This window comes from Streptomyces sp. CA-146814, assembly GCF_050942385.1.
Taxonomy (GTDB): domain Bacteria; phylum Actinomycetota; class Actinomycetes; order Streptomycetales; family Streptomycetaceae; genus Streptomyces.
Genome location: NZ_CP192068.1, coordinates 1,589,767 through 1,613,260, shown reverse-complemented (window position 1 = coordinate 1,613,260; position 23,494 = coordinate 1,589,767). Strand labels below are relative to the sequence as shown.

25 protein-coding genes and 1 riboswitch are annotated in these 23,494 nt (G+C 72.1%); of the genes, 14 read left to right on the top strand and 11 right to left on the bottom strand.

Going from position 1 to position 23,494, the window contains the following annotated elements; all coding sequences use genetic code 11:
* The first annotated feature begins 60 nt into the window (after positions 1-60).
* Complete coding sequence (locus ACQP09_RS07155) at positions 61-813, top strand: endonuclease/exonuclease/phosphatase family protein (RefSeq protein ID WP_433396851.1); 753 nt, start codon at positions 61-63, stop codon at positions 811-813.
* Between the two features lie 4 nt (positions 814-817).
* Here ACQP09_RS07155 and ACQP09_RS07150 read toward each other — a convergent pair whose 3' ends face one another.
* Together ACQP09_RS07150 and ACQP09_RS07145 are read right to left on the bottom strand one after the other, a co-directional pair.
* Positions 818-1,531, bottom strand: coding sequence for a hypothetical protein (locus ACQP09_RS07150; RefSeq protein WP_433396849.1), 714 nt, complete (start codon positions 1,529-1,531; stop codon positions 818-820).
* Complete coding sequence (locus tag ACQP09_RS07145; protein WP_432148173.1) at positions 1,524-2,303, bottom strand: alpha/beta hydrolase; 780 nt, start codon at positions 2,301-2,303, stop codon at positions 1,524-1,526. The genes ACQP09_RS07150 and ACQP09_RS07145 overlap by 8 nt, the downstream gene beginning before the upstream one ends.
* 192 nt (positions 2,304-2,495) lie before the next feature.
* Between ACQP09_RS07145 and ACQP09_RS07140 the strand changes: the two genes are divergently transcribed.
* The 4 genes from ACQP09_RS07140 (at position 2,496) to ACQP09_RS07125 (ending at position 6,448) form a co-directional block, all read left to right on the top strand.
* Positions 2,496-3,269, top strand: coding sequence for a lysophospholipid acyltransferase family protein (locus tag ACQP09_RS07140; RefSeq protein WP_433396847.1), 774 nt, complete (start codon positions 2,496-2,498; stop codon positions 3,267-3,269).
* Positions 3,270-3,301: 32 nt separating this feature from the next.
* Positions 3,302-4,549 (top strand): MacS family sensor histidine kinase, encoded by a 1,248-nt coding sequence (gene macS / locus ACQP09_RS07135; protein ID WP_433396846.1) that lies wholly within the window; start codon positions 3,302-3,304, stop codon positions 4,547-4,549.
* Positions 4,550-4,677: 128 nt separating this feature from the next.
* Entirely contained in the window at positions 4,678-5,322 is a 645-nt protein-coding gene (locus ACQP09_RS07130; protein WP_433406510.1) for a response regulator, read from the top strand.
* Between the two features lie 130 nt (positions 5,323-5,452).
* A complete protein-coding gene (locus ACQP09_RS07125) occupies positions 5,453-6,448 on the top strand; it encodes a 2-hydroxyacid dehydrogenase (protein WP_433396844.1) in 996 nt (331 codons plus the stop codon).
* Positions 6,449-6,458: 10 nt separating this feature from the next.
* On the opposite strand, the gene ACQP09_RS07120 is transcribed toward ACQP09_RS07125, so the two are convergent.
* The gene (locus ACQP09_RS07120) at positions 6,459-8,345 is read right to left on the bottom strand and encodes an anthranilate synthase family protein (RefSeq protein ID WP_433396842.1); all 1,887 of its coding nucleotides are present in this window, start codon (positions 8,343-8,345) and stop codon (positions 6,459-6,461) included.
* 129 nt (positions 8,346-8,474) lie between these two features.
* Positions 8,475-8,543: a trp operon leader peptide gene (locus ACQP09_RS07115; RefSeq protein WP_106429850.1), complete on the bottom strand. Its 69-nt coding sequence runs from the start codon at positions 8,541-8,543 to the stop codon at positions 8,475-8,477.
* Positions 8,544-8,645: 102 nt separating this feature from the next.
* Here ACQP09_RS07115 and ACQP09_RS07110 point away from each other — a divergent pair, with 102 nt between their 5' ends.
* Both ACQP09_RS07110 and ACQP09_RS07105 read left to right on the top strand, forming a co-directional pair.
* Positions 8,646-9,992 carry a class II 3-deoxy-7-phosphoheptulonate synthase gene (locus tag ACQP09_RS07110; protein WP_026241475.1) on the top strand — a complete coding sequence of 449 codons (1,347 nt, stop codon included), beginning with the start codon at positions 8,646-8,648 and terminating at the stop codon, positions 9,990-9,992.
* Between the two features lie 177 nt (positions 9,993-10,169).
* Positions 10,170-10,442, top strand: a complete 273-nt coding sequence (locus tag ACQP09_RS07105; RefSeq protein ID WP_432148168.1) for a (2Fe-2S)-binding protein — start codon at positions 10,170-10,172, stop codon at positions 10,440-10,442.
* Between the two features lie 21 nt (positions 10,443-10,463).
* On the opposite strand, the gene bfr is transcribed toward ACQP09_RS07105, so the two are convergent.
* The gene (bfr, locus tag ACQP09_RS07100; RefSeq protein ID WP_387550899.1) at positions 10,464-10,943 is read right to left on the bottom strand and encodes a bacterioferritin; all 480 of its coding nucleotides are present in this window, start codon (positions 10,941-10,943) and stop codon (positions 10,464-10,466) included.
* A 152-nt stretch (positions 10,944-11,095) separates the two neighbouring features.
* On the opposite strand from bfr, the gene ACQP09_RS07095 reads away from it, so the two are divergent.
* Positions 11,096-11,728: a sulfite oxidase-like oxidoreductase gene (locus tag ACQP09_RS07095; protein ID WP_404070289.1), complete on the top strand. Its 633-nt coding sequence runs from the start codon at positions 11,096-11,098 to the stop codon at positions 11,726-11,728.
* Between the two features lie 51 nt (positions 11,729-11,779).
* Here ACQP09_RS07095 and ACQP09_RS07090 read toward each other — a convergent pair whose 3' ends face one another.
* From ACQP09_RS07090 to thiO, 5 genes are all read right to left on the bottom strand, one after another.
* A complete protein-coding gene (locus ACQP09_RS07090; RefSeq protein ID WP_433396839.1) occupies positions 11,780-12,643 on the bottom strand; it encodes a deoxyribonuclease IV in 864 nt (287 codons plus the stop codon).
* Positions 12,644-12,645: 2 nt separating this feature from the next.
* Positions 12,646-14,574 carry a Stk1 family PASTA domain-containing Ser/Thr kinase gene (gene pknB, locus ACQP09_RS07085; RefSeq protein ID WP_433396837.1) on the bottom strand — a complete coding sequence of 643 codons (1,929 nt, stop codon included), beginning with the start codon at positions 14,572-14,574 and terminating at the stop codon, positions 12,646-12,648.
* A 161-nt stretch (positions 14,575-14,735) separates the two neighbouring features.
* Positions 14,736-15,530, bottom strand: a complete 795-nt coding sequence (locus ACQP09_RS07080) for a thiazole synthase (RefSeq protein WP_433396835.1) — start codon at positions 15,528-15,530, stop codon at positions 14,736-14,738.
* A 2-nt stretch (positions 15,531-15,532) separates the two neighbouring features.
* Complete coding sequence (thiS, locus tag ACQP09_RS07075) at positions 15,533-15,745, bottom strand: sulfur carrier protein ThiS (RefSeq protein WP_433396834.1); 213 nt, start codon at positions 15,743-15,745, stop codon at positions 15,533-15,535.
* Positions 15,742-16,950 carry a glycine oxidase ThiO gene (thiO, locus tag ACQP09_RS07070; protein ID WP_433396832.1) on the bottom strand — a complete coding sequence of 403 codons (1,209 nt, stop codon included), beginning with the start codon at positions 16,948-16,950 and terminating at the stop codon, positions 15,742-15,744. The genes thiS and thiO overlap by 4 nt, the downstream gene beginning before the upstream one ends.
* A riboswitch (TPP riboswitch) is annotated at positions 16,948-17,060 on the bottom strand. It overlaps the preceding gene by 3 nt.
* Before the next feature lie 52 nt (positions 17,061-17,112).
* Here thiO and ACQP09_RS07065 point away from each other — a divergent pair.
* The 6 genes from ACQP09_RS07065 to ACQP09_RS07040 all read left to right on the top strand — a co-directional run bounded on the left by ACQP09_RS07065 (position 17,113) and on the right by ACQP09_RS07040 (position 21,940).
* Entirely contained in the window at positions 17,113-17,454 is a 342-nt protein-coding gene (locus ACQP09_RS07065) for a hypothetical protein (protein ID WP_433396830.1), read from the top strand.
* Between the two features lie 29 nt (positions 17,455-17,483).
* Positions 17,484-18,728 carry an NAD(P)/FAD-dependent oxidoreductase gene (locus ACQP09_RS07060; protein ID WP_433396828.1) on the top strand — a complete coding sequence of 415 codons (1,245 nt, stop codon included), beginning with the start codon at positions 17,484-17,486 and terminating at the stop codon, positions 18,726-18,728.
* 71 nt (positions 18,729-18,799) lie between these two features.
* Positions 18,800-19,165 (top strand): Rv2175c family DNA-binding protein, encoded by a 366-nt coding sequence (locus ACQP09_RS07055; protein WP_030564177.1) that lies wholly within the window; start codon positions 18,800-18,802, stop codon positions 19,163-19,165.
* Positions 19,166-19,244: 79 nt separating this feature from the next.
* A complete protein-coding gene (gene thiE, locus ACQP09_RS07050) occupies positions 19,245-19,895 on the top strand; it encodes a thiamine phosphate synthase (protein ID WP_433396826.1) in 651 nt (216 codons plus the stop codon).
* Positions 19,896-20,017: 122 nt separating this feature from the next.
* Positions 20,018-20,935 (top strand): methylenetetrahydrofolate reductase [NAD(P)H], encoded by a 918-nt coding sequence (gene metF, locus ACQP09_RS07045; protein WP_433396824.1) that lies wholly within the window; start codon positions 20,018-20,020, stop codon positions 20,933-20,935.
* Between the two features lie 48 nt (positions 20,936-20,983).
* Positions 20,984-21,940 carry a hypothetical protein gene (locus ACQP09_RS07040; RefSeq protein ID WP_433396822.1) on the top strand — a complete coding sequence of 319 codons (957 nt, stop codon included), beginning with the start codon at positions 20,984-20,986 and terminating at the stop codon, positions 21,938-21,940.
* A gap of 21 nt (positions 21,941-21,961) precedes the next feature.
* Here ACQP09_RS07040 and ACQP09_RS07035 read toward each other — a convergent pair whose 3' ends face one another.
* On the bottom strand, positions 21,962-23,467 hold the full coding sequence (locus ACQP09_RS07035; protein ID WP_433396820.1) for a phytoene desaturase family protein: 1,506 nt from the start codon (positions 23,465-23,467) through the stop codon (positions 21,962-21,964).
* Positions 23,468-23,494: the final 27 nt, after the last annotated feature.

The window sequence follows — 23,494 nt, the reverse complement described above, 5'->3', positions numbered from 1 at the left end:
ACACGGCGCCCGTCGCCGCCCTCCGGGGCAGCGGCGGGCGTCCGTCGTATCGTGGCCCGCATGGTCCTGACGCCGCTGCCCGACTCCCGTACCGAACCGGACGGTTCAGCCGTGATCCGGGTGCTGAGCTACAACGTCCGCTCGATGCGCGACGACACCGCGGCCCTGGCCCGGGTCATCCGCGCCTGCGCCCCCGACCTCGTCCTCGTCCAGGAGGCGCCGCGCTTCTTCCGCTGGCGCAAGGCGGCCGCGCGGCTGGCCAAGAGCAGCGGCCTGGTGGTCCTCGGCGGCGGCGCCACCGCCGCCGGACCGCTGCTGCTCTGCTCGCTGCGCGCCACCGTCGAGCGCACCGAGGACGTCCTGCTGCCGCTCACTCCGGGCCGGCACCGCAGGGGCTTCGCCACCGCTGTCGTACGGATCGGCGGGGCCCGGCTCGGGGTGCTGAGCTGCCATCTGAGCCTCCAGCGCGACGAACGCCTCACCCAGGCCGGTCTGCTGCTGGAGCGGCTGGCGTCCCTGGGCGTCCAGCACGCCGTGGCGGGCGGCGACCTCAACGACGTACCGACCGGAAAGGCGTTCCAGCACCTGGCCGGGCAGCTTCAGGACTGCCGGGCCGTCGCCCCGTGGGGCGGCGAGCTGACGTTCCCGCCCGACGGGCCCCGTAAGCGCATCGACGCCGTCTTCGCGACGCCGGGCATCGAGGTGCTCGGCTGCGGAGTCCCGGCCGGGCTTTCCGGCGTCAGCGACGCGGACCTGAGGGCGGCCACCGACCATCTGCCGGTCCTGGCCGCCCTCAAAGTGCCTGCTGGCTGAGCTTTCAGACGACCGCGCCGCGCCCCGGGTCGCCGTAGGTGTCGTCATCGTCGTCGTGCGGCATCCGGGCCACCAGCGTGGCGAAGCCGCCCAGGAAGCCGCCGATGCAGAGCGTGGTGAGCCACCACGTCATCTCCCACTGGAGCAGCACCGCGAGCAGCATCAGCACCGGCCCGCCGAGCACCGCGAGCCAGGCGAACTTCGCCGTGGTGTCGGCCTCCGGCAGCGGCGGTGGCTCCGGAGGCACGAAGTGGCCCTCCTCGCCGTCGTCCGGCGCGTCGATGCCGTCGTCCTTGGACTCGGGCAGCTCGTAGTCGCGCGGACCGGCGACACCGGGCGCGAAGACGACGGAGCTGCCGAGCGGCTTCTTCTCCGGCGGCTTCGGCGGCTTCCCGGCCCCCTTGTCCGCCGGACTCCCGGCCCGGCCGTCCTCCGGCCCCACCACATTGCGCTGGTCGTCCTCCAGCAGGGCCAGATCCTCGACGGACTTGAACGGCTTGGCCCCCGGCGGGTCCGGCGGCTCCTCCCCGTACCCCGCGACGATCGCGGCCCAGGCCGCGTCCTCGTCGATCACCCGCTCCTCGTCCGGCCGCTTCTCCGGCTCGGCCCCTTCCGGGACGGCCGGCTTCGTCGTCCCCTCCGGGACGGCCGCGCTCTCCGTGGGGCGCGGTTCGCGCTCCTCGTCGCTGCCTGTGCGTTCCGCGTCGTGCTCAGCCACCGGACGTGCTCCCCTTCATCCCGACGCTCGGTGCGAGACGGCCGATGAACCGGTAGCTCTCATCGAAGATCCGCTCCGCATCATGGTCCAACGTCGCCACGTGGTAGCTCTGTTCCAGCAAGATCTCGGAAACATCCGTGGAGGAGATCCGGCTGAGGATCCGCGCGCTGTCCGCCGGCGGTACGACATGGTCCTGCGGGCTGTGCAGCACCACCACCGGCTGGGTCACCTGCGGCAGCTCGCCGTCGACCAGCCGGAAGAACTTCCGCACCGAGTGCGCCGCGTGCAGCGGCACCTTGTCGTAGCCGACCTCGTGCGAGCCCGGCAGCGCGATGTCGTCGGCCAGCCCCTTCGTCGTACGCACCAGATGGCGGGCGACCGGCAGCGCGTACGCCGAGAGGCCGTGCACCTTGTTGGCCGGGTTGACCAGCACCAGACCGCTGATCGCGTCCCCGTGCTTGGCCGCCAGCCGCAGGGACAGCGCGCCGCCCATGGAGAGGCCGAAGACGAAGACCCGCTCGCACTTCTCGCGCAGCACCCGCAGCTCGCGGTCCACCTCCGCGTACCAGTCCTGCCAGCCGGTGACCGCCATGTCCTCCCAGCGGGTGCCGTGGCCGGGCAGCAGCGGCAACGAGACGGTGAGCCCGCGCTCGGCGAGGTAATCGGCCCAGGGACGCAGGGACTGCGGCGAGCCGGTGAAGCCATGACAGAGGAGGACGCCGACCTCTCCGCCCTCGTGGCGGAACGGCTCGGCTCCAGGGAGGACCGGCACCGGGGTCTCCTGTTCGTGAGGTGAGGCGGGGCGGGGGCGCGCACCGGGGGCGTGCTTGACGGATGACTTCACCGTACGCGACCGGACCGACACCGACCAGGGCCGTCACGGACCCCGCGCACGCCCCGGGTCGCGGACCCCGCGCACGCCCCGGGATAAGGTCTGAGCCACAGCACACAGGAGGCAGAGCAGTTGATCTACGGCGCAATGAAGTTCTCCATCGGCGGCTCCTTGAAGCTCGCCTTCCGGCCGTGGGTGGAGGGCCTGGAGAACATCCCCGAGCGGGGGCCGGCGATCCTCGCGAGCAACCATCTCTCCTTCTCCGACTCGTTCTTCCTCCCGGCCGTCCTGGACCGCAAGGTCACCTTCATCGCCAAGGCCGAGTACTTCACGGCCCCGGGCGTCAAGGGCAAGCTCACCGCCGCCTTCTTCAAGGGCGTCGGCCAGCTCCCCGTCGATCGCTCCGGAGCCCGTGGCGCCGGTGAGGCGGCGATCAAGGCGGGCATCCAGGTCGTCGAGAGCGGCGGCCTCTTCGGCATCTACCCGGAGGGCACCCGCTCGCCCGACGGCCGCCTCTACCGCGGCAAGCCCGGCGGCCTGGCCCGCGTCGCGCTGGCCACCGGCGCCCCGGTCATCCCGGTCGCGATGATCGACACCGAGAAGATCCAGCCGCCCGGCCAGGTGATGCCCAAGCTCATGCGCCCCGGCATCAGGATCGGCAAGCCGCTGGACTTCAGCCGCTACCAGGGCATGGACGGCGACCGCTTCATCCTGCGCTCGGTGACCGACGAGGTCATGTACGAGATCATGAAGCTCTCCGGCCAGGAGTACGTGGACATCTACGCCACCGCCGCCAAGCGCCAGATCGACGACGAGGCGAAGGCGAAGGCGGAGGAGGCCAAGCGGGAGCGGAAGCAGGCGCAGGCGGCGGGCGACGAGGACGGAACGGAACGGTCCGGCGCGTAACGGCGTCGTGGACGGTCGGGGGGTGGGGCGACATGGCCAAGCGTGAGCGGGTCGTACGGATGTCGGTCGAGCAGCCGCTGTGGCGTGCGCTGACGGGCTACCGCGTACTGACGATAATCTACGCGGTGCTGCTCGCGATCTTCGGGAAGGACAACTTCGGCCAGCAGAGGTTCGAGCGGCCCTGGGTGGCCTGCGCCTACCTCGCGTTCCTCTTCGTGTGGACGCTCGCCACCCTGCCCAAGGTCCGCTCGGCCGCGAGCTGCACCAAACGCTTCCTCGGCGCGGACCTCGTCGTCGCGCTGACCGGGATCATGCTCACCCCGGTCGCCGACGTCCACTCCCAGACCTTCGACGGCCCGACGCTGCCCTCGATCTGGACGGCCGGAGCGGTTCTCGCCTTCGCCATCAAGGGCGGCTGGCGGTGGGCGGCCTTCGCCTCCACCTTCGTCGCCGTCGCCAACATCATCCAGCGCGGCGACCCCAGCCGGGACACCTTCCACAACGTCCTGCTGGTCTGGGTCGCCTCCATCGCCATCGGGTACGTCGTCGAGGTCGCCCGCGCCAGTGAACGCACCCTGGCCCGCGCCCTGGAGATCGAGGCCGCGACCCGCGAGCGCGAGCGGCTGGCCCGGGACATCCACGACAGCGTGCTCCAGGTCCTCGCCATGGTGCAGCGCCGGGGCACCGCGATCGGCGGTGAGGCGGCCGAGCTGGGCCGGATGGCCGGGGAGCAGGAGGTCGCCCTGCGCACCCTGGTCTCCAGCGGCCTGGTCCCGCCGACCCGGGTCTCCGAGGACGCCGCGGAGGGGGCCGTCGTCCGCACGGTCGACGTGGACGAGGACTCCGGCGCCGAGGCCACCACCTGCGACCTGCGCGCCCTCCTCGCCCCGCACGCCGGCTCCCGTACCAGCTTCGCGGAGCCCGGCGCTCCGGTCGTCCTGCCTGCGGAGGCCGCCCGTGAGCTGGCCGCCGCAGTCAGTGCCGCGTTGGACAATGTGCGGGTGCACGCCGGCGACGGGGCGCAGGCGTGGATCCTGGTCGAGGACGAGCCCGGCGAGGTCGTCGTCACCGTCCGGGACGACGGCCCCGGCATCCCGGAGGGCCGCCTCGCCCAGGCGGAGGGGGAGGGGCGGATGGGGGTCGCGCTCTCCATCCGCGGCCGGCTGCGCGATCTCGGCGGCACGGCCGAGGTGATCTCGGTGCCGGGACAGGGCACCGAGGTCGAGTTGAAGGTTCCGAAAGCACAGGTTTCCCGGGGGAAGGCAGGATCGGCCCGATGAGCACGCAGAACGCAGGACCGCAGGACGCGACGACGCAGAACGCACCACAGGACGCGGCACCACAGGACGCACTTCGGAGCGCACCGCAGCAGGACGGCGCGGAGCCGACCGACCGGCCGATCAAGGTCATGGTGGTCGACGACCACCCCATGTGGCGCGACGCCGTCGCCCGCGACCTCGCCGAGTCCGGCTTCGACGTCGTCGCGACCGCCGGGGACGGCCCGCAGGCGGTCCGCCGCGCCAAGGCGGTCAACCCGGACGTCCTGGTCCTCGACCTGAACCTGCCCGGCATGCCCGGCGTCCAGGTCTGCAAGGAACTGGTCCCCTCCCACCCCGGCCTGCGCGTCCTGGTCCTCTCCGCGAGCGGCGAGCACGCCGACGTCCTGGAGGCGGTGAAGTCCGGCGCCACCGGCTATCTCCTCAAGTCCGCCTCCACCCAGGAGCTGACCGACGCCGTCCGCTCCACCGCCGACGGCGACCCGGTCTTCACCCCGGGCCTCGCCGGCCTGGTCCTCGGCGAGTACCGCAGGCTCGCCTCCGACCCCGCGCCCGCCGCCTCCGACGAGCCCAAGGCCCCGCAGCTCACCGACCGGGAGACCGAGGTGCTGCGGCTGGTCGCCAAGGGACTCTCTTACAAGCAGATCGCGGAGCGCCTGGTCATCTCGCACCGCACCGTCCAGAACCACGTGCAGAACACCCTCGGCAAGCTCCAGCTGCACAACCGGGTGGAGCTCGTGCGGTACGCGATCGAGCGCGGCCTCGACGACGCCTGACCGGGACCCGGGGCCGATCCAGGACCGACCCGGGGCCGGGACCTGTGGCCGGGAGCGCCGGGACCTCCGGCCCGACCGGCGGGCCGTCCGGCCGCAGGCGCGCCCCGGTGCGGAGCCTTATATTCGCGCTATGGAGATCCTGGCGTTCGGTGTGCAGTCAGACGAGAAGCCCCTGATCGAGAAGGCCTTCGCCGGGTTGCACGAGGTGCGCTGCCTGGACGTCTTCCTGAACCGGGACACCGCTCCCATCGCGGCCGGGTACGAGATCATCTCCACCAGCGTCAACGCCGACCTCGGCTCCCAGGTCCTCCAGACCCTGGCCACCGGCGGCACGCAGATGATCGCCCAGCGCTCCACCGGCTTCAACAACATCGACCTGGACGTCGCCGAGCGCCTGGCCCTGCGCGTCGCCCGGGTCTCGTACTACTCGCCGTACTCGGTCGCCGAATTCGCCTGGACCCTGGCCATGGCGGCCAACCGGCGCGTGATCCGGGCCGCGAGCCGCACCCGCGACTTCGACTTCCGGCTCGACGGACTGCTCGGCCGCGACATGCACGGCCGGACCGTCGGCGTGGTCGGCACCGGCAAGATCGGTGAGGCGTTCGCCAAGGTCGCCCACGGCTTCGGGATGAAGCTGCTCGGCTGGGACGTCGTGGAGAACCCGGCCTGCCTGGAGCTCGGCATGGAGTACGTGGAGAAGGAGCGGCTCTTCGCCGAGGCCGACCTGATCAGCCTGCACGTCCCGCTGCTCCCCGCCACCCAGCACATCATCAACGAGGCGGCCCTCAAGTCGATGAAGGACGACGCGATCCTGGTCAACTCCAGCCGCGGCGGCCTCATCGACACCGCGGCCCTGGTCACCGAGTTGCGGGCCGGACGGTTCCTCGGCGTCGGACTCGACGTGTACGAGGCGGAGGCCGGGCTCTTCTTCCTGGACAAGTCCCTGGAAGGCGTCGACGACGACACTCTGGCCCGGCTGGTGACCTTCCCGAACGTCATCGTCACCTCGCACCAGGCGTACTACACCGAGGACGCGGTGGGCCAGATCATCGACGCGACCGTACAGAACGTCACCGACTACCTGGCCCGCCGCCACAGCGAGAACGTGCTCGTGCCCCGTAGGTGAGCTCGGAAGCTCAGCTCAGCACCGGCAGCCCCGCCAGCAGCTCCGTCACGATCGCGGACCCGCGCACGGTCAGCACCGACTCCGGATGGAACTGCACCGAGGCGAAGCCGGGCCCGCGCAGCGCGTGCAGCTCACCGCTCTCCTCGTCCCGGCTCACCGCGATGCCGTGCGCGGCCAGCTCGACGGCGGCAGGGGAGTCGCACCGAGCGGTGAAGCTGTTGTAGAAGCCGACCGTCTCCGGCCGCCCGAACAGTTCGATCCGCGTCTGCGCCCCTTGGTACGGCACCGCCTTGCGTACGATCTCCAGCCCCACCTCCGCCGCGATCAGCTCATGGCCGAGGCAGACACCGAGCAGCCCGTACCGGTGCTCCCGGACCAGTTCGGCCGCCAGCTCCCGCAGCAGCCGCATCTTCGGGTCCGTGAGATCGCCCGGATTCCCGGGGCCGGGTCCCAGCACGACCGGCCCCTGATGCGCCCGCACCACCTCACGCAACCCCGGCTCGTCGTACCGGCGCACCGACACATCGAGCCCGGAGGAGCGCAGCAGGTGGGCCAGCATCGCGGTGAAGGTGTCCTCGCCGTCCACCACCAGGGCGTGCCCGGTCAGCTCCCGGGTCCGCTCCTGCATCCGCAGCCAGAACGGGGCGAGCCCGCCCCGCCGGTCGTCCAGCGCCGCCTGCACCCGGGGATCGGCGGCCAGCAGCGGACGGCCCGCCTCCGCCTCCGGCCGCCCCGGCCGCACCCCGAGCGCCGCCAGCACCCCGGCGGCCTTGGCGTGCGTCTCGGCGACCTCGCTCTCCGGGTCCGAGTGGCGTACGAGGGTGGCGCCGACCGGGACCGCGAGGCTGCCGTCCGGAGCGATGTCGGCGGTCCGGATCAGGATCGGCGAGTCCAGCGTCTGCGCCCCGTTCGCGTCCCGGCCCAGCAGCGCCAGCGCGCCCGCGTAGTAGCCGCGCCCGCCGTGCTCGTACCGCTCGATCACCCGGCAGGCGTTCTGCACCGGAGAGCCGGTGACGGTCGCCGCGAACATGGTCTCGCGCAGGACGTCCCGTACATCCAGCGAGGAGCGCCCCCGCAGCTCGTACTCCGTATGGGCGAGGTGGGCCATCTCCTTGAGCCGGGGTCCGACGACCACGCCGCCCATGTCGCCGACCGTGCACATCATCTTCAGCTCCTCGTCGACCACCATGGACAGCTCCTCGCTCTCCTTGCGGTCACCGAGGAAGGCCAGCAGGCTCTCGGGGGTCGGCCCTTCGGCCGGGTAGCGGTAGGTCCCGCTGATCGGGTTCATCACGACGGTCCCGCCGGACATCCGCACATGCACCTCGGGGCTGGCCCCCACCAGCGTCCTGTCGCCCGTGTGCACCACGAACGTCCAGTACGCGCCCCGCTCACCCGCCAGCAGCCGCCGGAACAGCGCCAGCGCGTCGGCCCGCCCGAACCCCAGGATCTCGCCCCGGAACGTCCGCCGGATCACGAAGTTCGCGCCCTCGCCCTGCCCGATCTCGTCCCGGATCACCCGCCGCACGATCTCCGCGTACTCCCCGTCCGGCACATCGAAGCCCCGGTCCTCCACCTTCACGTCATGGCCGGGCAGCGCGGCCAGCACCTCCGTCAGCTCCACCTCGTGCGTCTCGTCGGCGACCAGGACGCTCAGCGGCGTCCCGTCGTCCCGCACGTCGAAGCCGCGCTCGGCGATCTGCCGGAACGGCACCAGCGCGAGCGCGGGCCGCTCGCCCACCGGCAGATCGGCCAGCCGCTCCGCCTGACGCACCGGGCCGATCAGCACCTCCACGTGATCGTGGTCACGGCCGGGTGTACGCCGGCGCAGCAGGGCGAAGGGCGGGGCGTCGTCGGCGAGCAGCCGGCGGACGAGTTCAACGGCGGTACGGGACATGGGAGCGGGTTCCTTCCGGACGGTCCGTACGAGGGCCTCGTACGGGATTCACGGGGGAGAGGAACGGCTCCGAAACGCAGGAAAGGCCGCCCCTCGGGCGGCCTTCGCGGTGTCTGTCAGCGCGATGATTCAGCGGGCCGCCGGATGAGCGGTCCACCACCAGTTCTGGATCGAGATCTGGATCTGTTGCGTCGACATGCTGCGACCCTAGCGGACGTTCCGGGCATCGGAGCGGGTGTCTCAACTGTTGAGCGCTCGAATGGACGCCCCGCGCGACCCCGTAATGTGGTCCATGTGACCGTGAACGCCAATACCTCCGTCGCCGGTGGCAACACCTGGCGAGACCTTCCCGCGGCGCAGCAGCCCGAGTACCCCGACTCCGAGGCCCTGCGCGATGTACTCGCGGACCTCGCGTCGTATCCGCCGCTCGTCTTCGCGGGCGAGTGCGACCAGCTGCGCGCCCGTCTGGGAGCCGTCGCCAAGGGCGAGGCGTTCCTGCTGCAGGGCGGCGACTGCGCCGAGGCCTTCGACGCCGTGTCCGCCGAGCACATCCGGGCCAAGCTGAAGACGCTCCTCCAGATGAGCGCCGTCCTGACCTACGCCGCCTCCGTGCCGGTCGTCAAGGTCGGCCGGATCGCGGGCCAGTACTCCAAGCCGCGCTCCAAGTCGACCGAGACCCGCGACGGCGTGACCCTGCCGACCTACCGCGGCGACTCGGTGAACGGCTTCGCCTTCACCGAGGAGGCCCGGATCCCGGACCCCGCGCGGCTGAAGCAGATGTACCACGCGTCCAGCTCCACGCTGAACCTGGTGCGCGCCTTCACCACCGGTGGTTACGCGGACCTGCGCCAGGTGCACGCCTGGAACCAGGACTTCGTGAAGTCGTCCCCCGCAGGCCAGCGCTACGAGGCCCTGGCCCGCGAGATCGACAACGCGCTGAACTTCATGAAGGCGTGCGGCACCGACCCGGCCGAGTTCAAGGCGGTCGAGTTCTACGCCTCGCACGAGGCGCTGCTGCTGGACTACGAGACGGCGCTGACCCGCACCGACTCGCGTACGGGCGAGCTGTACGACACCTCCGGCCACATGGTCTGGATCGGTGAGCGCACCCGGCAGATGGACGGCGCGCACATCGAGTTCGCCTCCAAGGTCCGCAACCCGATCGGCATCAAGCTCGGCCCGACGACCACCGTCGACGAGGCCCTCGGCTACGTCGACCGCCTGGACCCCGAGCGCGAGCCCGGCCGGCTGACCTTCATCGTCCGCATGGGCGCCGACAAGGTCCGCGACAAGCTCCCCGAGCTGGTCGAGAAGGTCACCGCGTCCGGCGCCACCGTGGCGTGGGTGACCGACCCGATGCACGGCAACACCTTCGAGGCCGCCTCCGGCCACAAGACGCGCCGCTTCGACGACGTCCTGGACGAGGTCAAGGGCTTCTTCGAGGTTCACAAGGGCCTCGGCACCCACCCGGGCGGCATCCACGTGGAGCTGACCGGCGACGATGTCACCGAGTGTGTGGGCGGCGGGCACGAGATCTTCGTGGACGACCTGCACCAGCGCTACGAGACGGCCTGCGACCCGCGGCTCAACCGCAGCCAGTCGCTCGACCTGGCCTTCCTCGTCGCCGAGATGTACCGCGACCAGTAAGCAGTCCCTGGTGGGTGTTCCCGCCGGACGCACCTGTGGGGCACGGATCCATGTGATCCGTGCCCCACAGTCCGTTCCCGGGCTTTTGCGCGGCTCGCCAGGCGGGTAAGGTTAGGTTAGCCTCACCGACGAAGACGGGGACGGCACCAGCGACCGGCCCGCAGGGAGGTGAACCGCATGTACGTCTGCTCCTGCTTCGGCATCACCGAGGCGCAGGTCAAGAAGCATGCGGACGCCGGGGCCTGCACCCCGCGCCAGATCGCCTCGGCCTGCAAGGCCGGCACCGACTGCGGCGGCTGTGTCCGCCGGATCCAGGCCCTGCTGGGGCGCGACTGCTCGCGCCGCGACCTCGTGAGCCAGCAGCGGGAGCCCGTGGCGGCCTCCGTCGGCCACCCGGTGGCCCTGCCGGTGGCGGCGGCCCAGGACACCCGTCTTCCCGACGCGGCCTGACCCTTCCCCGTACAGCGGCTGTCAGCTCTCCGGCTGCTCGATCAGCTGCGCGATGTACAGCGGCTCACCGAGCTTCTCCACCAGCTCCAGCTGGGTGTCGAGGTAGTCGATGTGGTGCTCCTCGTCCTCCAGGATGGACTCGAAGATGTTCGCCGAGGTGATGTCCCCCTTGGCGCGCATCACCTCGATCCCACGCTTGAGGCGGTCGATCGCCTCCACCTCGACCTGGCGGTCCGCCTGGAACATCTCGGTGACCGTCTGGCCCACGCGCACGTGGAAGAGCCGCTGGTAGTTCGGCAGCCCGTCCAGGAACAGGATCCGGTCCGTGAGGATCTCGGCGTGCTTCATCTCGTCGAAGGACTCGGCCCGGGTGTACTTGGCGAGCTTGGTCCAGCCGAAGTTGTCCTGCATCTTCGCGTGCAGGAAGTACTGGTTGATAGCGGTCAGTTCGGCAGTCAGCTGTTCATTGAGGAACTCAAGGACCTCGGGGTCGCCCTGCATCGCAGAGGCTCCTTCCAAGCGTGATCGACAAGGTGGCCGCATCCTCGCACCGCACTCACCGGCCGTCCAGTAAGTGCACGCTTAGTACGAGTTGACCCCGCGGGGGTCTGCCCTGGTCATGACCACCCCTGCCTGTCTGTCACCATGGAGACATGGGTCAGCCGGAAAGCCGGGAAAACCGCGAGTCAGAGCAGTCCGAGCTTCCGCCGGGACAGCGCCTGCAGCGCGGATGGCCGGTCACCCACTACGGGCCCGTTCCCAAGTTCAAACCGGAGCGCTGGGAGTTCCGGGTCTTCGGGGCCACCGCCGACGGCGACAAGCACTGCTGGAACCACCAGGACTTCTCGGCGCTGCCGTTCTCCTCCGTCGTCGCCGATCTGCACTGCGTGACGAAGTTCAGCATGATCGGCGCCGAGTGGGGCGGAGTCTCCGCCCGTACGGTGCTCGACCTGGCACCACCGGCGCCCGGCGTCACCCATGTGATGGTCTGGGCCGAGTACGGCTTCTCCTCGAACCTGCGCCTGGCCGACTTCGCCTCCGACCGCACGCTCTTCGCCACCCACAAGGACGGCGAGCTGCTCACCGCCGAGCACGGCTTCCCGCTCCGCCTCGTCGTCCCGCACCTGTACGCCTGGAAGGGCCCGAAGTGGGTCCGGGGCGTGGAGTACATGACGGCCGACCGGCGAGGCTTCTGGGAGGAGCGGGGCTACCACAACATCGGCGACCCCTGGAGCGAGCAGCGCTATTCGTACCAGGAGGAGCCGGGGGACGGCCCCGAGCTCTAGGGCTTCTTCAGCCCCGGGGCTACTTCCGGACGTTCTCCCGGAGCTCCAGGGCTACTTCCGGACGCTCTCCCGCAGCTCCTTCAGCCGGGCCACGTCCGCCGCGTGCCCCTCCTTGCCGCCGGGCGTCTCGATGACCAGCGGTACGCCCTCGGTCGCCGGGTGCGTGAACAGCTCCCGGAACGGCTCGGCGCCGATATGGCCGGAGCCGATGTTCTCGTGCCGGTCCTTGTGCGCGCCGACGACGTCCTTGGAGTCGTTGGCGTGGATCAGCTTCAGCCGCCCCTCACCGACCGTCTCCACCAGCAGATCGAGCGTCTGCCGCATCCCGGACGGTCCGGCCAGATCGTGGCCCGCCGCGTAGATGTGGCAGGTGTCCAGGCAGATGCCCAGCTTGGGGTGGGCGTCCAGCGCCTCGAAGTACGGTCCGAAGTCCCACGTACGGGAGCAGAGCGAGGAGCCCTGGCCCGCCGTCGACTCCAGCAGCAGATACGGGTCGTCGTCATGGGTCAGCTCGTCCAGCAGCGGCCGCATGTGCTCCCGCACCTGCGCCAGCGCCTCGGCGCGGGGCCGCCCGCCGGTCGCCGAGCCGGTGTGCACCACCACGCCCAGCGCGCCGATCTGCCGGGCCCGCCGCAGCGAGTGGCGCAGCGACTCCACGGACTTCTCGACCGTCGCCTCGGTGTGCGACCCGAAGTTGATCAGATACGGGGCGTGGACGTACGCCGGTATCGACGCGGCCGCGCACTCCGCGCGGAACAGCTCGTCCTGCGAAGGGTTCCCGGCGGGCGTCGCCCAGCCGCGCGGATTGGCGACGAAGACCTGCACGGCCTCGGCCGCCAGCTCCCGGGCGTACTCCAGACCGACCTTGGCGAGGCCGCCGGCCACCGGGACGTGTCCGCCCACAGGGTTACGCATGTCTAGAGCCCCTTGGTCCTGATCGTGATGGTGGAACCTTCGGGAGCCTGCTCGCCGCCGTCCACGGACTGGCGCGCGACGGTGTCGCTGAAGGAGAGGAACGGCCGGTCGACCTTCACGTCGAAGCCCGCCTCCTCCAGGGTGGCCCGGGCCTCGTCGACGTCCCGCCCGGTGACGTCGGGGACGTCCAGCATGCGCGGTCCCTTGGAGACGGTCAGCTCGATCGTGTCACCCTCCGCCGCCTCGTCGCCGGCGCCCGGGGACTGCTTGGCGATGTCCCCGTCGGCCTCGGTGGAGTGGACCCGGCCGGGCAGCACCTCCACCTTCAGCCCCTCGCCCTCCAGCTCGGCGGTGGCGTCCTCGACGGAGAGGCCGGTGACGTCCGGGACGTCGATCGGGCTGCCCTTGCTGACGACCAGGGCCACGGCGGTGTCCGGGTTGCGGTCGGTGCCCGCACGCGGATCCGTACGGATCACCTCACCGCGCGCCACCTCCTCGCTGAACTCCCTGGCCACCATGCCGGGGACCAGGCCCACCTTCTTCAGCGAGCGCTTGGCGTCCGCGAGGGAGGAGCCCGCCACATCGGGCACCCGGACGATCTCCGGGCCGCGCGAGACGACGAGCTTCACCGAGCCGTTGCCCCGGATCCGGTCGCCGGAGGCCGGGTCGCTGCCGACCACCGAACCCCGCTCCACGGTGTCGCTGAAGACCCGTTCCACGCCCTTCAGCCCGAGCCCCTCGTCCGAGAGCCGCTGCTCCGCCGCCTTCTGCGTCTGGCCGAGCAGCGAGGGGACCTGGGTGAACTGGCCGGAGTTGATGTACCAGACGCCCAGGCCGACGCCGAGCGTCAGCAGGACGGCGGTGATGATCGTGATCAGCTTGCGGTGCGGGCCGCCGAACGGACCGCGCCGGGCGGCCCTGCGCCGGGGCGGTGCGACCGGCGGCGGCATCTCCAGCCGGCTGGTGCGGTGCACGCCGTCCCCGGGCCCGTCCGCCGGAAGGGCCCGCGGGATCACGCTCGTACGGTCCTGTGCGCCGTCGTGCGTGTCCGAGAGCGCCTGCGGCGGTACGGCGTCCAGCTCGGCCTCGGTCAGCCCGGCACGGGCCTCCCGGGCCTCGGCCAGCAGCAGCACCGCGTCGTACGGGCGCACCTCGGGATTGCGGGCGGTCGCGCTCGCCACCAGGCTGTCCAGCGCCACCGGCAGCCCCGGCACCATGGCGGACGGGGCCGGGACGTCGTTGTTGAGGTGCTGGTAGATGACCTGGGCGGCGTTCTCGCCGGTGTGCGGCTTGGCGCCGGTCAGCATCTCGTACAGCACGACCCCGCAGGCGTACACATCGCTGCGGGTGTCGGCGGTGCCGTGCTCGATCTGCTCCGGCGCCAGATACGAGACCGTGCCCAGCAGCGAACCGGTGGTGTCGGTGGCCGTGCCGACCGCTCTGACCAGCCCGAAGTCGGCGACCTTCACCCGGCCGTCGTCGCCTATCAGGACGTTCTCCGGCTTCATGTCCCGGTGCACGAACCCGGCCCGGTGCGCGGCGCCGAGCGCGGCGAGGACCGGCTCCAGGATGTCCAGCGCGGCCCGGGGCTGGAGGGCGCCGCGCTCGCGCAGGACGTCGCGCAGGGTGCAGCCCGCCACATACTCCATCGCGAGATAGACGTACGCGCCCTCGGCGCCCTGGTCGAAGACCGCGACGACGTTGGGGTGGGCGAGCCGCGCCACCGACTTGGCCTCGCGGATGAACCGCTCGACGAAGGCGACGTCGACGGCGAGCGCCGGATGCATCACCTTGAGGGCGAGCACCCGGTCCAGGCGGGTGTCCACGGCCCGGTAGACCGTGGCCATCCCGCCGACCGCGATGCGCGCCTCAATGCGATACCGGCCGTCGAGCAGCTGCCCGACGAGAGGGTCCTGGAGGGTCGTGTCCACCCCGAGAGTCTACGAGCCGCCACCGACAGCCCGGACGGGCCGGGGCACTCCCGGGGCCGTTCCCTTACCGACCTGTGACGTGCGATTCAAGCCCCTCCGGCGTTTGAGGAGCGGGGGCTCGGGGGCAGTGCCCCCGACCACGCACCGGCGCGTACCGCCGCTCAGAACGCCGGCCGCTCCGGATCCAGCGCCGCCCGCCCGTCCACCGGCGACGACGCCTCGGCGAAGTGGCGGCGCGGAATCCGGCCCGCCCGGTACGCCAGGCGCCCGCCCTCCACCGCGTGACGCATCGCACCCGCCATCAGCTCCGGCTCCTGCGCCCGGGTCACCGCCGAGGCGAGCATCACCGCCGCGCACCCCAGCTCCATCGCCAGCGCCGCGTCCGACGCCGTCCCGGCCCCCGCGTCCAGGATCACCGGCACCCCGGCCCGCTCCACGATCAGCTCGAAGTTGTGCGGGTTGCGGATGCCGAGCCCGGAGCCGATGGGGGAGCCGAGCGGCATGATCGCCGCACACCCGACGTCCTCCAGCTTCCGGGCCAGGACCGGGTCGTCGTTGGTGTACGGCAGCACGGTGAACCCGTCGTCGACCAGGACCTCCGCCGCGTCCAGCAGTTCGATCGGGTCCGGCAGCAGCGTCCGCTCGTCGGCCACCACCTCCAGCTTGACCCAGTCGGTGCCGAGCGCCTCCCGGGCCAGCCGCGCGGTCAGCACCGCCTCCCCGGCGGTGAAGCAGCCCGCCGTGTTCGGCAGCACCTGAATGGAGAGCCGCTCCAGCACGGAGAGCACCGAGCCCTGCACGGTCGGGTCGAGCCGCCGCATGGCGACGGTGGTCAGCTCGGTCCCGGAGGCGATCAGCGACCGCTCCAGCACCTCCAGGCTCGGCGCCCCGCCGGTGCCCATGATCAGCCGGGAGCCGAAGACGGCCGGTCCCAGGGTGAAGACGTCGTCGGACACGGTCAGCCTCCCTGGACGGCGGTCAGGACCTCGACGCGGTCGCCCTCGCCGAGCGTGGTGGCGGCCCACCGGCCGCGTGGCACGACGCTCTCGTTGACGGCGGCGGCGACCCCGGAGGGCGCGGCGGTCAGGGTGGCGACGAGCCGGTCCAGTGCGGTGCCCGCGTCGAGCGTGCGCGGCTCGCCGTTGACCGAGACGGATACCTGTGGGGTCATGCGGACTGCTCCTGGAGTACGGGGGTGGCGACGGCGGACGTGAACCGGCCCGGCGCGAAGGGGCGGGCCACCTCGGGCAGCTCGCCGGTGGTCAGCGCTTCGGCCATCGCGTCACCGGTGACGGGCGTCAGCAGGACGCCGTTGCGGTGGTGGCCGGTGGCGAGGAGGAGACCGGGCAGGGCGGTCGGGCCGAGCAGCGGGGCGTTGTCGGGCGATGCGGGGCGCAGGCCCGCGCGGGTCTCGGTGAGCGGCAGCTCGGTGATGCCGGGCACCAGCTCATGGGCGTCGCGCAGCAGCTCGTAGACCCCGCCGGCGGTGACCGTGGTGTCCCAGCCCATCTCCTCGCTGGTGGCGCCGACGACCAGCTCACCGTTCTCGCGCGGTACGAGGTAGAGGTGGCCGCCCCGGACCACGGCACGGACGGTCCGGCTGAGGAACGGGGCGTATGCCGGTGGCACGGTGAGCCGCAGGACCTGGCCCTTGACCGGCCGGACCGGCGGCAGGACCTCCTCGGGCACGCCCGCGAGCCGCCCGCTGAGGCTGCCCGCCGCCAGGACGACCTGGTCGGCCTGGACCTCCGTACCGTCGTCGAGCGAGGCTCCGGTGGCCCGGCCTCCGGCGACGGTGAGCCGCTCGGCGGAAGCCCTGCAGAACACCACCCCCGCCCGCTCGCACGCGGCCAGCAGCGCCGCGGCCAGCCGGCGCGGATCCACCTGGTGGTCAGCGTCCACCCGCAGCCCGCCCCGGACCCCCGGCGCGAGCATCGGCTCCAGGCGGCGGCACTCGCGGCCGCTCAGCCAGACCGACTCCAGGCCCGAGCGCTCCTGGAGGGCGTGCAGCTCCCGCAGATGCGCCCGGTCGTCGGAGTCCAGCGCCACGGCGAGCGTCCCGCAGGTCCGGAAACCGGTCTCCCGGCCGCTCGCCGCCTCCAGCTCCGCGACGAACTCCGGATAGCGGGCGGCGGAGGCCAGGTTGAGCCCGAGGAGCATCTCCTCGCCGTAGTGCAGTTCGGTGACGGCGGCCAGCATGCCCGCCGCGACCTGGGCGGCGCCGCCGCCCGGACCGGGATCGGCCACGGTGACGGCCAGCCCGCGCTGGGCCGCCCGCCACGCGGTGACCAGGCCGATGATGCCGCCGCCGATGACGAGGACATCGGATCCTGTTTTCTCCCCCGGGCTTCCGGAGGTCTTCCCCGAGACGCGCATGGGTGTCCAGCCCCTCCCTTCGCCGGCATGACCCGGATCAGGTTCGTACGGTCGGAGGCGCTTCAGCCTCCCTCTCAGCCCGGTGCGTCCGGGCTCCCGCGAGTGTTCTACGTTGGCCAGCCTAGACCCACCCGCCTTCCGACCGGCAAGGGAGCAGCCACCGTGGCCCGTTCGCTCGACGGACTCGTCCTCTCACCCGTAGCCGACCAGGCCCCGGGCCAGGTCGGCACCCGGACCAGCTTCACGTACCACGAGCAGGACGGCCGGATCTGGGCCGAGTACGCGGGCGGTGACGTGGTCCGCGGCCATCTCGTCGGCACCCGCGAGGCGGATGAACTCGACTTCCGCTACGTCCAGCTGAAGCAGGACGGAACGACCTCCTCCGGACACTGCCTCTCCACCGTCACCGACCTCCCGGACGGCCGGGTGCGGCTGGAGGAGCGCTGGGAATGGGAGTCACAGGAAGGCAGCGGAACGAGCGTGGTGGAAGAAGTCCCCCATTGACGTCGCGTCAGCTGAATAGAGTGGTACACGTGAGCGAGCAGACGGAAGAGCATGTGGCCGGGCGGCCGACACGGAACGTCGTGGTCGTCGGAGCGGGCATGGCGGGCGTACAGACCGCCGTCGCCCTGCGGGAAGCCGGCTTCACCGGTCCCGTCACCCTGATCGGCGCCGAACCCCACCAGCCCTACGACCGGCCGCCGCTGTCCAAGGCGGTGCTGCTCGGCAAGGCCGAGGACTCCGCCTTCGACGTCGACTTCGAGGCCCTGGAGATCACGCTCCGCCTCGGCCTGGACGTCACCGCCCTGCGCGCCGCCGACCACGTCCTGGACACCGCCGACGGCCCCGTCCCGTACGACGTCCTGGTCCTGGCGACCGGCGCCGAGCCCATCGCCCTGCCCGGCACCGAAGGCGTCCCCGGCGTCCACCTGCTGCGCACCCTGGACGACGCCGCCCGGCTGCGGCCCGTCCTGGAGGAGCAGCACGACGTGGTGGTCGTGGGCGCCGGGTGGATCGGCGCCGAGTTCGCCACCGCCGCCCGCGCCGCCGGCTGCGCGGTCACCGTGGTCGAGGCCGCCGCCCGCCCGCTGGCCGGCACCCTGCCCGCCGAGGCCGCCGCCCCGATGGCCGACTGGTACGCGGAGAGCGGCGCCGCACTCCTCACCGACGCCCGGGTCGAGCGCGTCGAGCCCGGCACGGTGGTCCTCGCGGACGGCCGCGTACTGCCCGCCGGGGCCGTCGTCGTCGGCATCGGCGCCCGCCCCGCCACCGGCTGGCTCGCCGGGTCCGGGATCGAACGCGGCCCGGACGGCTCGATCACCGCGGACAGCGCGCTGCGCACCTCGCTGCCCGATGTGTACGCCGTCGGCGACTGCGCCTCCTTCCCCTCCGCCCGCTACGGCGAACGCCTGCTCATCCACCACTGGGACAACGCCCTACAGGGCCCGCGCACCGCGGCCGCCGCGATCCTCGCCGCCGAGAGCGGCGACCCGCTGCCGGTCCACGACCCCGTCCCGTACTTCTGGTCCGAGCAGTTCGGCCGCTTCGTGCAGTACGCCGGCCACCACGCCCACGCCGACACCCTGGTGTGGCGCGGCGACGGCACGGAGGCCACCTGGTCGGTCTGCTGGCTGAAGGCCGGCGCCCTGGTCGCCGTCCTCGCGGTGGGCCGCCCGCGCGACCTCGCCCAGGGCCGCAAGCTCATCGAATCCGGGGCCGTCCTCGACCCGGACCGGGTCGCCGACCCCGCCGTACCGCTGAAGTCCACCGCGCTCTGAATCGCCAGGTCCGACCCCCGGACGGTCGGCCCGGCTACCGGCTGTCAGTCCTGGATGGCACGCTTGTCCTTGTGACCGAGATTGACGCAAAGACCGACGCACTCGTCCCCGCCTGGCTCCACCTGCCCGACATCGCGGAGAAGCTCGATGTCGAGGTGACGCGTGTACGGCAGCTGGTCAAGGAAGGCCAGCTCATCGCCGTACGCCGTGGTGAGAACCGGACGCTCCAGGTGCCTGCCGCCTTCATCGACGGCGACAAGGTGGTCAAGGGCCTCTCCGGCACCCTGACCCTCCTGAGGGACGACGGCTACTCCGACGAAGAGATGCTGGAGTGGCTCTTCACTCCCGACCCGACCCTGCCCGGCACCCCCGCACAGGCGCTGAGCGAGAATCGCGGTACGGAGGTGAAGCGCCGAGCCCAGGCGCTCGCCGTCTGACCGACACGACCGGAAGCGGTGTACGGGCCCCGCGTGGTGCGCGGCCCGTGCTCCGCCACGACCACGGGGGGACTCCACCATGCCCACGCCTCGCGAGCAGCTGTCCGACGCCCGGCTCTACCTCTGCACGGACGCCCGCAAGCGCCAGGGCGACCTCCCGGCCTTCCTGGACGCCGTGCTCTCCAGCGGCGTCGACATCGTCCAGCTCCGGGACAAGGGCATGGAGGCCGCCGAGGAGCTGGAGCACCTCGCGGTCTTCGCCGACGCCTGCCGACGCCACGGCAAGCTCCTCGCCGTCAACGACCGGGCCGACGTCGCCCACGCCATCGGCGCCGACGTCCTCCACCTCGGCCAGGGCGACCTGCCGGTGGGCGCGGCCCGCGCGATCATCGGCCAGGAGAAGGTGATCGGCCGCTCCACGCACGCCGAGTCCGAGGTCGACGCCGCCGTCGCCCAGGACGGCGTGGACTACTTCTGCACCGGCCCCTGCTGGCCCACCCCCACCAAGCCCGGCCGCCACGCCCCCGGCCTGGACCTCGTGCGGTACGCCGCCTCCCTGGCCCAGCCGCGCCCCTGGTTCGCGATCGGCGGGATCGACGCGGGCAACCTGGACGAGGTGCTGGAGGCCGGTGCCCGCCGCATCGTCGTCGTCCGGGCGATCACCGAGGCGGACGACCCGGCGGCCGCCACCGCCGACCTGGCGGAGCGGGTCCGGGCGCACACCCTCTGAGCAGGTCTTACGAGCTCTCCGGGGGCGCCTTCGTCCCAAGGGGTGGACGGCAAACCGGCAAAACGAGACAATCTCGCCCGCTCTGGTTGGGGGAGTGTCCACCCCCTGGTTAACCTCGCCGTATGGCCCTTGGGACAGCTTCCACCAGGACGGACCACGCACGCACGGTGCGTGACCTTCTCGCGACCGGCAAGACCTCGTACTCCTTCGAGTTCTGGGCGCCCAAGACCGAGAAGGGCGAGCGCAACCTCTGGAACGCGCTGCGCCGGATCGAGTCCGTGCGCCCGAGCTTCGTCTCGGTGACCTACGGGGCCGGCGGCTCCACCCGGGCCGGGACCGTGCGCGCGACCCAGCAGATCGCCGCCGACTCCACGCTCACCCCGGTCGCCCACCTCACCGCCGTCAGCCACTCGGTGGCCGAGCTGCGCAACATGATCGGCCAGTACGCCGACGCCGGGATCAGGAACATCCTTGCGGTCCGCGGCGACCCGCCCGGCGACCCCATGGGGGAGTGGGTCGAGCACCCGCAGGGCGTGAAGTACGCGGCCGACCTCGTCCGCCTCATCAAGGAGTCCGGCGACTTCTGCGTCGGCGTCGCCGCCTTCCCCGAAATGCACCCGCGCTCCACCGACTGGGAGACCGACATCGGTCATTTCGTCGACAAGTGCCGGGCCGGGGCCGACTACGCGATCACCCAGATGTTCTTCCGCCCGGAGGACTATCTCCGGATGCGTGACCGGGTGGTCGCCGCCGGTTGCGATACGCCGGTGATTCCCGAGGTCATGCCGCTCACCAGTGTGAAGCAACTGGAAAGATTCTCGCAGCTCAGCAACGCGACCGTCCCGGAGCCGCTGAAAGAGCGCATCCTCGCGGTCAAGGACGATCCCGCCGCTGTACGCTCCATCGGTATCGAGTTCGCAACGGAGTTCTGCGCGAAACTGCTGTCCGAGGGTGTACCCGGGCTGCACTTCATCACGCTCAACAACTCGACGGCAACGCTCGAAATCTACGAGAATCTCGGACTGCACAAGCAGTCGTGACCGGCCGTACCCGCCCCCGAGCGGCTGCGGCCGCAGGAGGGGGCGGGCGTGGGCTGGACGGTCCTCTACATCGCATTCGGTCTGGTGGCACTGTGGCTGCTGGGTGAGGTGCTGCTGCAGTACAAGGCGCGGCTGCGCTGGCGGCTCCTCGCCTTCGGCGGCTTCCTCGGCGTCGTCATGGGGGTCCTGCTCGCCTCCGTCCCGGTCATCGTCGTCGGCACCCTCGCCTTCGCCACCGGCCAGACCTATGTGACGCTCTCCTTCCGGCGCGGCTTCTCCACGGGCTGGGCCATAGGCGGCAGCCCGGGCGAGAGCCGCCGCCGCAAGGGCGGCGAGCGCGCGGCCGCCAAGGAGCCCACGTTGGAGGTCTCCGGCCTGGAGGTCTCGGACCCGGCCGCCGACTCCGGCTTCGACTCCTTCGGCCACTCCACCGGGACCCCGGCCACCGCCTCCGACGAGCCGACGTCGGTGTACGAGCCGCAGCCGCTGCCCGACGACACCGGTCAGTACGGCGTGTACAGCGACTCCGGCTACGGGACGGGCGGCTCCGACGGCCAGGACCAGCACGCGTACGAGCCGGACCCGGCGGGAGCGCCGCAGTTCGCCGCGTACGACCCGTACACCGGCTACGACCCGCAGCAGGCCCAGGACACCTACACGGGCCCGTACGACTACGGGACGACCGGCCAGCAGAGCTACGCCGCCTACTCCGACCCGTACATCGGCACCACCAACGGGACGGCCTCCTACGCCGGTTACGACGCCTACGGGAACGGCGGCAACGGCTACGACAGCCAGGGCGGCCGGCAGGGCTACGCCGACCCCTACGCCCAGGGCTACGGCACGGACGCGTACACCACGGACACCCCGCCCGGCGGCGTCTGGGTCCCGCAGCAGCGCGACGCCGAGCAGTACCCGCCGATGCCTCCCGAGCAGCCCGCTCCGTACGGCCGGAGCAACGGCAACGGGTACGACACCGGCCAGAACGAGCAGTACCGCTACTGAGGCGGCGCGCCCTCGCGGCCCCTACTGCGAGCCGCGGAAGCCGTCGCCCTCCACCACCAGCCCGGCCACCAGCGTCCCCGACATCCCGGCGTGCGCGAGCCCGCCGCCCGGGTGCGACCAGCCGCCCGCCAGATAGAGCCCCGGCAGCCGGGTGAGGTTGCCGGGGTGCAGATACGCGCCGTGCGCACCGGCCAGCGCCGGCGGCGGCACCGCCCCACCCTCGGCGCCGGTCTGAGCCTCCGTCTCCGCAGGCGTACGGACCTCCGTGTGCAGGATCCGCTCCCGCAGCCCGGGAACGGCCGCCTCCGCCCGCTCCACCAGCAGCTCCGCGAACTTCCGCCGCACCACCGGGTCCGTCCACTCCACCGGGCCCTGCGGAGCCACCACCGCGGTCAGCGTCACCGCCTCGTGCGCCTCGTCCGGACGGGTCGCCGGGTCGTCGGGGCACAGCACCGTCACCGTCGGGTGCGCGGCGACCCGGCCCCCGAACACCGCCTCCTGCTCCGCCGCCGCGTCGGCGCTGTGCACCACGGTCCGGTGCACCGCGTCCGCCTCCCGGCCCCCGCGCAGCGACAGCAGCACCACGAACCGCCCCGGCACCGCCGCACCCGCCCGGACCCGCACATCGTCCGCGCCCCACACCTGCTGACCCGGCACCAGATCCGCGTGCGGCCGCGCTCCGAGCACCACCCGGTCCACCTCGGCCACCTCACCGCCGGCCAGCTCCACGCCCGCCGCCCGGCCGTCCTTCTCCACGACCCGGACCACCTCGGCCCCGAAGACGAACTCCACCCGCCGCGCCACGCACCGCTCGTACACCGCCCGGGCCAGCTCCCGCATCCCGCCCACCACGTACCAGCTGCCGAAGGTCTGCTCCATGTACGGCAGCAGCGCGGCGCTCGCGGGGGCGGTGCGCGGGTCGAGGCCGTAGGAGAGCGCGTACCCGTCGAGCAGGGCGGCGAGCCGGGCGTCCGCCAGCTCCCACGCGCCGATCTCCGCCACCGTGGCCGCCTGCCGGGTGCGCAGCAACCGCCGCTGCTTCAGGGCGGGATACGGGTCGCGCCCCAGCACCTGGTGGTCCGCCCGCAGCGGCTCCTCCAGCAGCGGCCGCCGCGACCGGTCCCAGGCGTCCCGGGCCCGCTCCAGGAACCCGCTCCACCGCTCACCGGCACCGGCTCCGAGCGCCGCGTCCAGGGCGGAAGCCACTCCGGCGCGGGAGGCGTTGGGCAGGGAGACCGCCGTGCCGTCGGCGAAGAGGTGACGGCTCGCCGGGTCGACCTGGGTCAGCGTGACGCACTGCTCCAGGGACTCCTTGCCGGTCTTGACGAAGAGGTCCCGCTGGACGGCGGGCAGATGCAGCAGCCCGGGCCCGGTGTCGAAGACGAAGCCCTCGTGCTCATGGCGGCCGAGCGAGCCGCCGTAGCTCGCGGACCGCTCGTACACCGTCACCTTGTTGCCCGCGACGGCGAGCCGGGCGGCCGCCGCCATGGCGCCCGTCCCGGCGCCGATCACCGCAATTCGTGCCATGCCGGTGACTTTATCGACCGCCACTGA

Bases quoted from the DNA above. Each gene is read 5' to 3' on its own strand.
- ACQP09_RS07155 (WP_433396851.1), top strand. From the start codon at position 61: ATGGTCCTGACGCCGCTGCCCGACTCCCGTACCGAACCGGACGGTTCA.
- macS (WP_433396846.1), top strand. From the start codon at position 3,302: ATGGCCAAGCGTGAGCGGGTCGTACGGATGTCGGTCGAGCAGCCGCTG.
- ACQP09_RS07130 (WP_433406510.1), top strand. From the start codon at position 4,678: ATGGTGGTCGACGACCACCCCATGTGGCGCGACGCCGTCGCCCGCGAC.
- ACQP09_RS07125 (WP_433396844.1), top strand. From the start codon at position 5,453: ATGGAGATCCTGGCGTTCGGTGTGCAGTCAGACGAGAAGCCCCTGATC.
- ACQP09_RS07120 (WP_433396842.1), bottom strand. From the start codon at position 8,345: ATGTCCCGTACCGCCGTTGAACTCGTCCGCCGGCTGCTCGCCGACGAC.
- ACQP09_RS07105 (WP_432148168.1), top strand. From the start codon at position 10,170: ATGTACGTCTGCTCCTGCTTCGGCATCACCGAGGCGCAGGTCAAGAAG.
- bfr (WP_387550899.1), bottom strand. From the start codon at position 10,943: ATGCAGGGCGACCCCGAGGTCCTTGAGTTCCTCAATGAACAGCTGACT.
- ACQP09_RS07095 (WP_404070289.1), top strand. From the start codon at position 11,096: ATGGGTCAGCCGGAAAGCCGGGAAAACCGCGAGTCAGAGCAGTCCGAG.
- ACQP09_RS07090 (WP_433396839.1), bottom strand. From the start codon at position 12,643: ATGCGTAACCCTGTGGGCGGACACGTCCCGGTGGCCGGCGGCCTCGCC.
- thiS (WP_433396834.1), bottom strand. From the start codon at position 15,745: ATGACCCCACAGGTATCCGTCTCGGTCAACGGCGAGCCGCGCACGCTC.
- thiO (WP_433396832.1), bottom strand. From the start codon at position 16,950: ATGCGCGTCTCGGGGAAGACCTCCGGAAGCCCGGGGGAGAAAACAGGA.
- thiE (WP_433396826.1), top strand. From the start codon at position 19,245: ATGCCCACGCCTCGCGAGCAGCTGTCCGACGCCCGGCTCTACCTCTGC.
- metF (WP_433396824.1), top strand. From the start codon at position 20,018: ATGGCCCTTGGGACAGCTTCCACCAGGACGGACCACGCACGCACGGTG.
- ACQP09_RS07035 (WP_433396820.1), bottom strand. From the start codon at position 23,467: ATGGCACGAATTGCGGTGATCGGCGCCGGGACGGGCGCCATGGCGGCG.